The sequence below is a fragment of the Microcystis sp. M49636_WE2 genome (assembly GCF_030065375.1).
GTDB classification, from domain to species: Bacteria; Cyanobacteriota; Cyanobacteriia; order Cyanobacteriales; family Microcystaceae; genus Microcystis; species Microcystis aeruginosa_C.
In genome coordinates this window covers 1-1,384 of record NZ_JASJFG010000575.1, presented here as the reverse complement: position 1 = coordinate 1,384, position 1,384 = coordinate 1, and the positions used below count along the sequence as shown (strand labels likewise).

The following is a 1,384-nucleotide window of genomic DNA, read 5'->3' as shown; positions in this document are numbered from 1 at the left end:
TGAATCAAGATATGAATAAGTAGGTGGGTGTTAAAAATTGTCAGATCCCCCCGCCTATCGGCACCCCCCTTATCAAGGGGGGCAGGGGGGATCAAAGACAAAATCTATCTTCAATTTAATTGAAACCATTTACTTATTAATCCTGCATCCTATCCATAGGTTAGTCTAGTGCTAGGTTGGAAAAATTAGACCTGCTGCCAATACTTTGCCGGATGAGGGGAACATCTTTCTCCTACCATAATTTAGGCTCGAAACCAGAATCATTAATGATTTCTACCGTTTCTCCCGATGGTTTAATCACAAATAAACCTTGTTTATAGGCATAACGATCTACTCCTTCATCTATTTCTATTCCTGCCACTGCACCATAAGCTTGATAGTTTTTATAATGGGGAAATGCTTGTTTAAATCGACTTAATTTTTCTAAAAACTCGTTGACATCATCTTTCGATAAACGAGACTTACATTCTACTAAAACTACCTCGGTTTCATCGACGGCTAAAATGTCAATCTCCATGGCTATTCCTTGCCGTTTTACCCTGGCACGACTGTAGGTTTCTTTGACATCGATACCTTTGCCCCGAAATAGGCTAATAACAGCAGGTTCGACTAATTCCTCGACAAATCTTCCCCAGCGAGTGGTTAAACTATCCACGGCACGACTGGTATTGGCCACTGTTTTCTCTAGCTCGGCTAAACGGCGATCGGCTTCAGCAGCCCGGCGATCGGCTTCGGCGGCCCAGCGATCGGCTTCGGCCTTGGCTTCGGCGGCCCGGCGATCATATTCAGCCTTAGCTTCAGCAGCCCGGCGATCATATTCAGCCTTAGCTTCAGCAGCCCGGCGATCGTATTCTTGGCGTGATTGTTCAAACTTTTCGTTAGTTTTCTCGAAAAGTTTATAGATATCTTCGATGGTAATCGGTTGAGACATAGTTATTGGTTTTAATCTTTCTTATTTCACTTTTTACTATAATTGTACTAGCAAAGTACAAGTCATTTTGGGGACGGGTGTTAATTCAGCAAGTCAATAGTTACAGCGTTTCTCCTCAAGATCAAGTATTGTAAAGTTTAAATACAAATATAGTCAGATATAGTCAGGCATGGTAATATGTACAGACAAAACTATCGGACTAGGCAAAAAAAACAGGAATAAGTTATCGAACGGCTTGGAGGTGGTGGAAACAAGGGAATTTAACAGGCTATCAATTGCCTTCTGGTACAATTATCACAACGGATGACAACTCTTCAAAACCCGACGCTGAGTTAAAAGACAACGGATAATATGTTAGTAGCAGAAAGACACATTATCAAGAAAGGACATCGATTCTGGGCTGAGATAGATAATTTATCTTGGCAGTCTAAAAATCTCTACAACTCAGCCAAT

Annotated in this window: 1 protein-coding gene; it reads right to left on the bottom strand. The window is 41.5% G+C overall.

The window, feature by feature from the left end; translation table 11 throughout:
* Nucleotides 1-232 precede the first annotated feature (232 nt).
* Nucleotides 233-931 (bottom strand): DUF3782 domain-containing protein, encoded by a 699-nt coding sequence (locus tag PX484_RS13260; RefSeq protein ID WP_287766982.1) that lies wholly within the window; start codon nt 929-931, stop codon nt 233-235.
* Nucleotides 932-1,384 lie beyond the last annotated feature (453 nt).

Bases quoted from the DNA above. Each gene is read 5' to 3' on its own strand.
- PX484_RS13260 (WP_287766982.1), bottom strand. From the start codon at position 931: ATGTCTCAACCGATTACCATCGAAGATATCTATAAACTTTTCGAGAAA.